Source organism: Nocardiopsis nanhaiensis (assembly GCF_054778635.1).
The window spans coordinates 20,359-28,270 of record NZ_BAAGZJ010000098.1; the positions used below are offsets into that span (position 1 = coordinate 20,359).

Annotated in this window: 8 protein-coding genes; 6 read left to right on the forward strand and 2 right to left on the reverse strand. The window is 68.1% G+C overall.

The features are described from left to right. Positions 1–89: 89 nt before the first annotated feature. Positions 90–1,427, reverse strand: coding sequence for a nicotinate phosphoribosyltransferase (locus ACYVD1_RS30410; RefSeq protein ID WP_460777950.1), 1,338 nt, complete (start codon positions 1,425–1,427; stop codon positions 90–92). A gap of 188 nt (positions 1,428–1,615) precedes the next feature. Between ACYVD1_RS30410 and ACYVD1_RS30415 the strand changes: the two genes are divergently transcribed. The 3 genes from ACYVD1_RS30415 to ACYVD1_RS30425 all read left to right on the forward strand — a co-directional run bounded on the left by ACYVD1_RS30415 (position 1,616) and on the right by ACYVD1_RS30425 (position 3,510). Beyond that, positions 1,616–2,038 (forward strand): M67 family metallopeptidase, encoded by a 423-nt coding sequence (locus ACYVD1_RS30415; RefSeq protein WP_460777951.1) that lies wholly within the window; start codon positions 1,616–1,618, stop codon positions 2,036–2,038. 200 nt (positions 2,039–2,238) lie between these two features. Beyond that, positions 2,239–2,517, forward strand: a complete 279-nt coding sequence (locus ACYVD1_RS30420) for a MoaD/ThiS family protein (RefSeq protein ID WP_460777952.1) — start codon at positions 2,239–2,241, stop codon at positions 2,515–2,517. A 45-nt stretch (positions 2,518–2,562) separates the two neighbouring features. Beyond that, the gene (locus ACYVD1_RS30425; RefSeq protein WP_460777953.1) at positions 2,563–3,510 is read left to right on the forward strand and encodes a PLP-dependent cysteine synthase family protein; all 948 of its coding nucleotides are present in this window, start codon (positions 2,563–2,565) and stop codon (positions 3,508–3,510) included. A 148-nt stretch (positions 3,511–3,658) separates the two neighbouring features. Here the strand turns inward: ACYVD1_RS30425 and ACYVD1_RS30430 are convergent, their stop codons facing one another. Continuing rightward, positions 3,659–4,696: a hypothetical protein gene (locus ACYVD1_RS30430; protein ID WP_460777954.1), complete on the reverse strand. Its 1,038-nt coding sequence runs from the start codon at positions 4,694–4,696 to the stop codon at positions 3,659–3,661. Positions 4,697–4,985: 289 nt separating this feature from the next. Here ACYVD1_RS30430 and ACYVD1_RS30435 point away from each other — a divergent pair, with 289 nt between their 5' ends. From ACYVD1_RS30435 to rdgB, 3 genes are all read left to right on the forward strand, one after another. Then, positions 4,986–5,738, forward strand: coding sequence for an MBL fold metallo-hydrolase (locus tag ACYVD1_RS30435; RefSeq protein ID WP_460777955.1), 753 nt, complete (start codon positions 4,986–4,988; stop codon positions 5,736–5,738). A gap of 147 nt (positions 5,739–5,885) precedes the next feature. After that, complete coding sequence (rph, locus tag ACYVD1_RS30440) at positions 5,886–6,611, forward strand: ribonuclease PH (RefSeq protein WP_460777956.1); 726 nt, start codon at positions 5,886–5,888, stop codon at positions 6,609–6,611. Between the two features lie 77 nt (positions 6,612–6,688). Beyond that, positions 6,689–7,294, forward strand: coding sequence for an RdgB/HAM1 family non-canonical purine NTP pyrophosphatase (gene rdgB, locus ACYVD1_RS30445; protein WP_460777957.1), 606 nt, complete (start codon positions 6,689–6,691; stop codon positions 7,292–7,294). The last annotated feature ends 618 nt before the right edge of the window (positions 7,295–7,912 follow it).

Sequence of the window (7,912 nt, forward strand, 5' to 3'; positions counted from 1 at the left end):
CTGTGGGGGAGCGGTGATCTGTGGAGGGGTGGTGATCTGACTGTGCGGTCACCTCAGCGGATGGAGACCAAATACCGCAGCTCAGCGGCTCAGTGGAAAACCGTCGGCAGCGCCGCTTCCCCCCGCGACATCCTCAGCGCCTGTTCGGGGAGTTCTGCCACGGTCGCCTGATGGCGCTCGCGGGCCTCGTGCACGCTCTCGTGCCCCACGACCTCGCCCTCCACCACCAGGGGGCGCAGGAGCGGTCGGGCCCCGACCAGGTCGGTCGGTTCGTAGGGGAACACTTCCTCGGACACGGCCAACCCCTTGTCGTCCAGTCGCCGAACTCCCCACTTGCGGCCGCCCCGGCTGGGTTTGCCCACCGAGCGCTTGGCGACCGGCTCCAGGGGTGCGTTGCGATCCATGGAAGCGCCGTGCCCCATGGGAGCGCCGGGCTCCAAGCCGCGGGCGCGCGCCACCAGCTTGTACACCAGCGACACGGTCGGGGACCCGGACCCCGTCACCAGTGACGTACCCACTCCGTAGCCGTCCACGGGGGCCACCGCCAGGGCCTGGATGGAGTGTTCGTCCAGGTCCCCGGTGACCACGACACGCGTCTCCGTCGCACCGAGGTCGTCGAGCTGGGCGCGGACCCGGGTAGCGGTCGCCGCCAGGTCCCCGGAGTCGAGCCGTACCGCGCCGAGCTTCGGTCCGGCCAACTCCACGGCGTGACGCACCGCACGTTCGACGTCGAAGGTGTCGACGAGCAGTGTGGTCCCGGTCCCCATGGACTCCAGCTGTGCCTTGAAGGCGTGCTGTTCGCTGTCGTGCAGAAGGGTGAAGGCGTGCGCGGCGGTTCCGCCGGTCGGTACCCCGAAGCTCCTGCCCGCCTCCAAGTTGGAGGAGGTCGCGAACCCGGCGATGTAGGCGGCCCGGGCGGCGGCAACGGCGGAGCGCTCCTGGGTGCGGCGCGACCCCATCTCGATCAGGGGGCGGTCGCCTGCGGCCACCGACATCCGGCTGGCGGCGGAGGCGATCGCGCTGTCGTGGTTGTACACGGACAGCGCGAGCGTCTCCAGGATCACAGCTTCGCCGAAGCTCCCTTCGACCACCAGGATCGGCGACCCCGGAAAGTACGCCTCGCCCTCTCCGTATCCCCACACGTTGCCGGAGAACCGGTACTCCGCGAGCCAGTTCAGGGTGGGTTCGTCGACGACGCGGTTGTCGGACAGGAAGTCGAGTTCCTCCGTGCCGAAGCGGAACCGCTCCAGCAGCTCCAGGAACCGACCGGTCCCCGCGACGACCCCGTACCGGCGGCCGGCGGGCAGGCTTCGGGCGAACATCTCGAACACCGACCGGCGTGCGGCTGCCCCGCTGTGCAGGGCGCCTTGGAGCATCGTCAGTTCGTAGTGGTCGGTGAGCAGCGCGCTGCTGCTGTCCTCGCTCATAGGGATGAGCCTATGCGTTGCGCCGACGCCTCGGGATGCCGGGTGGGGCTCCCTACCAGGGGTGAGCCTTGCAATGTCGCCCCGTTGAGCCTGTCGACCCAGCGTGCACCCAGTCCCACCCACAACCCCGCCCACACTTTAATACCCACCTGGTTGGTAGAGATAAGTTCTTGGGTACCCTGGGACCCATGCTGAGGATTGACCGTTCGATCTACGACCAGATCGTCGCCCACGCCCGCCGCGACCACCCCGATGAGGCGTGCGGTGTCGTCGCCGGCCCGGAGGGATCCGACCGCCCGGAGCGGTTCATTGAGATGATCAACGCCGAACGGTCGCCGACCTTCTACCGCTTCGACTCGCTCGAACAGCTCAAGGTCTGGCGCGAGATGGACGATCGCGACGAGGAACCCGTTGTGATCTACCACTCCCACACCGCGACCGAGGCCTACCCGTCGCGTACGGACATCTCCTACGCGTCGGAACCCGGGGCCCACTACGTCCTCGTCTCCACGCGCGAGACCGACAGCGCGGAGTTCCGCTCCTACCGGATCATCGACGGCGAGGTCACCGAGGAACCGGTAGAGGTCACCGAAACCAGCGGTGTCCAGTAGAGCAGCGGTGTCCAGCAACCGGTAGGCAAGACCAGGCACCGCCGAGTACCACCAGGCACAGCGACCGACAGGCTCCGTGACCTACAGGGCCCCGACGGGGCCCGCCGTGGTCACCGCTCAGAGGCGTCAGCCGGAATGGGAGCGGTGGGTCGCCTGTTGGTATTGAACGCACAACAACGAACGTTTACGGAGTCACCTTCATGGCCATCGAGGTCCGCATCCCCACCATTCTGCGCAACCTGACGGACGACGCGAAGGTCGTCGAAGGGTCCGGCAGCACCCTCAGCGAGCTGATCACCGACCTGGACAGCCGTCACCCCGGCATCGCCGAGCGCTTGGTGGACGGTGGCAAGCTGCGCCGCTTCATCAACGTGTACCTCAACGACGAGGACGTCCGTTTCGTCGGCGGGCTCGAGGCCGAGCTCTCCGACGGTGACAGCGTGACCGTGCTGCCCGCCGTGGCCGGCGGCTCCCGCTAGGCCGCGTCAAGAACACTCCCCAGGCCGCGAGGCCGTAAGGACGCCATGCGCTACGACTCCCTACTCGACTCCCTCGGCGGGACGCCGCTGGTCGGCCTGCCCCGACTGTCGCCCTCGCCGGACGTCCGGCTGTGGGCGAAGCTGGAAGACCGCAACCCCACCGGCTCGATCAAGGACCGCGCGGCGTTCTTCATGATCGAGCAGGCCGAAAAGGACGGGCTGCTGTCACCGGGCTGCACCATCCTGGAGCCGACGTCGGGGAACACCGGCATCTCGCTGGCCATGGTCGCCAAGCTGCGCGGCTACCACATGGTCTGCGTCATGCCGGAGAACACCTCCGACGAGCGCAAGCAGCTGCTCGCCATGTGGGGTGCCGAGGTCCACTTCTCCGACGCGGCGGGCGGTTCCAACGAGGCCGTCCGGGTCGCGAAGGAGATGGCCGCGGCCCACCCGGACTGGGTGATGCTGTACCAGTACGGCAACCCGGCCAACGCTCGGGCCCACTACGAGACCACCGGTCCTGAACTGCTGGCCGACCTGCCCGAGATCACCCACTTCGTGGCGGGCCTGGGGACCACGGGCACGCTCATGGGTGTGGGCCGCTACCTGCGCGAGCACAAGTCCGATGTGCAGATCGTCGCCGCCGAGCCGCGGTACGGCGAGCTGGTCTACGGGCTGCGCAACATCGATGAGGGGTTCGTTCCCGAGCTCTACGACGAGTCCGTTCTCTCGACCAGGTTCTCCGTGCCCGCCGACGCCGCGCTCAAGCGGACCAGGGAACTCCTGGAGAAGGAGGGCGTCTTCGCGGGCATCTCCACCGGTGGCGCCCTGCACGCCGCGCTCGGTATGGCCCGCAAGGCCGGACGGGAGGGGCGGAGCGCCGACATCGCGTTCGTCATCGCCGACGCCGGATGGAAGTACCTCTCCACGGGTGCCTACGAGGGCACCCTCGAGGAGGCCGAGGAACGCCTGGACGGTCAGCTTTGGGCGTGAGCCCCTCGGCTCACCGGAACCGCCGCGGAGGCCGGTCACCCCACGCGGGTGACCGGCCTCCGACGGTTCCATCCGGTGCCGGGCCTTGGGCACACTGCTCTGGCGGTGCCCGCGTCGATCAGCGGTACCGGCACCGGTGGCGTGGCGACTACGGCTTCAGAATCCTCAGCACGGCGCCCACTTCCGCCTCGAGGGCGTCGGCCAGCTCCGGCCCACTGGCGTCGCCGGGTACTTCCAGGGGCACCCACGCGTGTCCGAAGTCACGCCGGACCTTGCGGGACCGTTCCGAGGCCAGGAGCCGCTGCAGGGCCGCCTGGAATCCGCCGGACCCTTCGTCGTCCTTGTGGAGCATCAGCCAGAACGGGGTGTGCCCCTCGTCCGCGAGCCGGCCCCAGACCCCGACCTGCACCCAGGTCGTCCGGCTGATCTCCGGTAGGTACCGGTAGCAGTACTGCGTGGACTCCAGCCTTCCCCGCATCGGCAGGTTACTGGGCCCCAAGGACCCCAGAAAGCGCGCCGTGACGACTTTCACGGTCTCGCGGAGGTCGCTTGCCCGCGCCTGCCAGTCCAAGCCAGCGGCCGTTCCAGCGAGCGGCGGAATCACGAGCCCGCCCAGCGTGCGGCACATGGCCTTCACCTGCTGCAGGTCGCTGGCGAGCCGGGTATCGCCGGACTCCTCGGTGACGGCTTCCCACACGGCGAGCCACTCGTCCCAGGTGACGACGGCGTGGGGTGTCCCCGCAGGCCACTCCTTCACCGCTTGGTCGAGGATCTGCTGTGCCTCGCCGGCCCTGCTCGGCGGGACCAGCACGAACAGGGCGCCGCCGTGGGGTCCGGAACGCCGGTCGAGGACGCGGAGGTAGGCAGCGAGCTGATCCGCTGCCAGATGCGCGTCGAACTTGGCTTCGACAAGGGCGATGGTTTGGCCGTCCGCGTCGCGCAGCTCGATGTCGGGTCGCGCCCCGTCCTCGTGTACGGGCTCGGGAATGAACTGCTCCACGCTGCTGAGCTCCGTGCCGGCCCGTCCTCCGAGGTGCGCGAGTACGGCGGAGCGGAGCCCCGGGTCGGACGCCAGCCAGGTCAGTGACTTGGTCGCCGCGACCTCGCCCATACGCGTGAACCAGCTTTCGCCGGCCAGTTGGCCCAGCAGTGGGACGCGGCCATCGGGGGAGTGAGCGTCCGTCATGTCCACACCGTAGACCGACCCCGTCGTCCTGGCAGCGCCTGTGCCCTGAGAGGCTCGGTGTCCCGAACCCTGATGGCCAGAACCGGGCACAACTGGTCAATCGGTGTGAAAAATTCACACGTGATACACGTCGCCTGAGATGCGAGCCACATTTTGTACCACCAGGGCGGCCATTGGGGTACACCCGTAACTACGGGACATCCGCAGAACCAGCCGCTCACCGCGCTCCCCGCACACGTCACCCAGGGGCCACGGAGACAGTGCGGCCGATCGAAAAGGCGACGACGACGTGCGACTCACGATTATCGGGTCCTCCGGGAGCTTTCCCGGGCCGGACAGTCCGGCTTCCTGTTACCTGGTCGAGGCCGGCGGTTACCGCCTCCTACTCGACCTCGGCAACGGCGCGCTCGGTGCCCTCCAGCGCTACGCTGACCTCTACTCCGTCGACGCCGTCTTCCTCAGCCACTTGCACACGGACCACTGTGCCGACATGTGTGCCTACTGGGTCGCCCGCATGTACTCGCCCGGCGGTGCGAAACCGCCCATCCCCGTCTACGGGCCCGAGGGCGTCGCGGCTCGCCTCGCCGAGATCTACGGGCTGGACCCGGATCCCGGGATGACCGAGGTCTTCGACTTCCACGAGCTCTCACCCGGTGAGTTCCGGATCGGTCCGATGACCGCCCGCGTCGACCGGGTCAACCACCCGGTCGACGCCTTCGGTATCCGTCTGGAACACGAGGGCGTCAGCCTCACCTATTCCGGCGACACCGGATCCTGCGACTCGCTCATCGAGCTGGCCCGGGAAACCGACCTGTTCTTGTGCGAGGCGGCCTTCCACGACCACGTCGAGCACCCCAAGGACATGCACCTCACCGGTAGCGAGGCGGGCGACCACGCCACTCGTGCCCGGGTCCGCAAGCTCCTGCTCACCCACCTCGTCCCGTGGAACGACGACACGATCACTATGGACGAGGCGCGCTCCACCTTCGGCGGCGACATCGAGCTGGCCCGAGGCGGACAGGTCCACGAGGTCGGCGCCTGAGAACCGCCGGCGGCCGGTGGGCCGCGGGTGGTCCACCCGGCCTCCGGCGCCCTGTCGGCGCGGTACCGGTGTGGCACGGGTCCCATCGGGGCAGGTGCGTCCCGAGTCCAGCCCCGATCGGCACCTTCCGGATATACGCTCGTGTCCATGGCCCGACCTGACGGACGCGTTCCGACCCAACTCCGCCCTGTGAACATCCACCGCAACTGGCTTCGCCACGCGGAAGGCTCCGTGCTCATCGAGTTCGGAGACACGCGCGTGCTCTGCGCCGCCAGCGTCGAGGACGGTGTGCCCCGCTGGCGCCGGGGCACCGGTGAAGGGTGGGTCACCGCCGAGTACGCCATGCTCCCGCGCGCCACGGACACCCGCGGTGCCCGTGAGTCCGTGCGCGGCAAGCTCGGCGGGCGCACCCACGAGATCTCCCGCCTCATCGGCCGTTCCCTGCGTGCCGTCGTGGACTTCAAGGCGATGGGTGAGCACACCATCACTTTGGACTGCGACGTGTTGCAGGCTGACGGAGGTACCCGTACCGCGGCGATCACCGGTGCCTACGTGGCCCTGGCTGACGCCATGAAGCACCTGCGCAAGCGCCGCAAGCTCAAGAACAACCCGCTGTCCGACTCACTCTCCGCAGTCAGTGTCGGTGTGGTTCAGGGCCAGCCCCGGCTGGACCTGAACTACCTCGAGGACTCGGTCGCCGACACCGACATGAACATCGTGATGACCGGTGGCGGCAAGTTCGTCGAGGTGCAGGGCACCGCTGAGGGCCAGGACGCGGCCTTCGACCGCGAACTGCTCAACAAGCTGCTCGACCTGGCCACCACCGGGTGCGATGAACTTACGGCCATCCAGAAGAAGGCCCTGTCGGAGTGAGTACCGAGAACGGCGTCGTGGGCACCTGGACCGGTGTCGGTGCCCGGATCGGTGGAGTTCCCGGTGGAGGAGGAACGGTGAAACTCGTCCTTGCCACGCGCAACGCGAAGAAGGTGCCTGAGATGCGCGCCATCCTCGCCGAAGCGGGAGTGGAGGCGGAGGTCCTGGCCTTGGACTCGTTCCCGGAGGCACCCGAGGTGCCCGAGACCGAACCCACGTTCATCGGCAACGCCCTGCTCAAGGCTCGGGCGATCGCCGCCCACACGGGGTTGCCGGCGGTCGCGGACGACTCAGGCTTGGCCGTGGACGAACTACGGGGGATGCCAGGGGTGCTCTCCGCCCGTTGGGCGGGCGGGTTCGGTGATGGCGACCAGGACCGGGCCAATCTGGACCTGGTACTCGACCAGCTGTCCGACACCCCGGCCGAGCGCAGGGGAGCGCAGTTCGTCTGCGCCGCCGTCCTGGTGATGCCGGACGGGATCGAGGCTGTCGCCGAAGGGGTGCTTCGTGGCCGTCTCGTGGGGGAGCGCAGAGGAGAGAACGGGTTCGGCTACGACCCGGTCTTCGTCCCCGAGGGGGAGAACCGCACCGCCGCGGAGCTGTCCGGGGAAGAGAAGAACGCGATCAGCCACCGGGGGATCGCCTTCCGGAAGCTTGCCAGTGAGCTGGCTGACATGGCCTGAGTACGGCCCGAGCGAGGACTGGTCGCGAACTGGTCGTAGGACGGGGTGGGAGCAGTGGCCCAACGGACAGTCACCCCCGCCCCTCCTCGTCTCACTGGTTCCGCAAAGAATCTTCGGGTGTGCGTGTTTGCCTGAGTGAGGGCCAGGGCAGGATTGCCTGTGCCTGACAAGCAAGCCACGAGAAGCACCGCCCTCCATGCAGGGCGAGCGGAACCGGGGCGTTACACCGCGGACCAGGGCGGGAACCCAGCACGATGGGGGCTCCAAGGCAACGCGGGACGTCCGGACAGATCGGGGATCTCCCCAAGGTCCGGGCGGATTTGACGTCTCTGAACCAGTTGCCTAGACTCACCGAGTCGCTGCGGGACGGCGAGCGGATCCCCTGGGGATCTAGCTCAGCACCGGGCCGCGATCACAGACACACTCTTTCTCCACTGAGCCGAGATGGTTCGGGCACTGCCCGGAGCATGTAAGCTCGGAGAGTTGCTTCTGACGCCGGGCGGAAACGCAGGGCGAAAGAAGCGAAACGGGCTTTACCCCGATCTTGGGTTTAGTGGAAACACTGCCGAAACCGCCGATTTGGCGGGGTGCGGAACACCTGATAAAGTAAAGAACACA